This window comes from Psychrobacter sp. 1Y4 (genome assembly GCF_051847555.1).
In genome coordinates, this window is record NZ_JBPYDE010000742.1 from 1 (window position 1) to 630 (window position 630).

The following is a 630-nucleotide window of genomic DNA, read 5'->3' on the forward strand; positions in this document are numbered from 1 at the left end:
AGCAGAAATGCACGAGCTGCTACGCTCTCTGGCGAAACAAACTGGTCAAGAAGCAATTAAAACAATTGAAGAAATCATTATCGAGCACCCTGAACGCATAGAAGCGGTCAGACGTTTAACGGATGGTGTACCGCGTACTATTGTTTTGCTATTTCAAATTATCATGGAAGGAGCAAAAGAGAGTAGTTATGCTTATTTAGAAGAAACCATTGATAAAACGACACCTTTATATAAACATCGAATGGATGACTTATCACGTCAGCAAAAAGCGATTGTACATACCATAGCGATGAACTGGGATGCGATGAGTACTAAAGAAATCGCAGAACAAACCCGCTTGCCAAGCAAGACCGTATCTGCGCAATTAGTGAAGCTACAGCAACAATGGATAGTAGATAAGATTGATACGAGCACTAAGAATCATCTCTATATGATTAAAGAGCGATTTTTTAATATTTGGTACTTGATGCGCTATGGTAGTCAGTCAGATAAGCGCCGTGTTTTATGGTTGACTCGATTTCTAGAAAGTTGGTGCGATGAAAGAGAGTTATCGACAAGGTTCGTGGAAGCCGCTTTCCATATTAAGAATGATCAGGCTAATGTACCTAGTGTATATTTCAACGCACTTTT

General features: G+C 39.7%; 1 protein-coding gene. It reads left to right on the forward strand.

Going from position 1 to position 630, the window contains the following annotated elements; genetic code table 11:
• Positions 1 to 630, forward strand: a 630-nt coding sequence (locus tag ACS8FC_RS18640; RefSeq protein ID WP_439297886.1) for an ATP-binding protein, incomplete at both ends; no start/stop codon positions are given.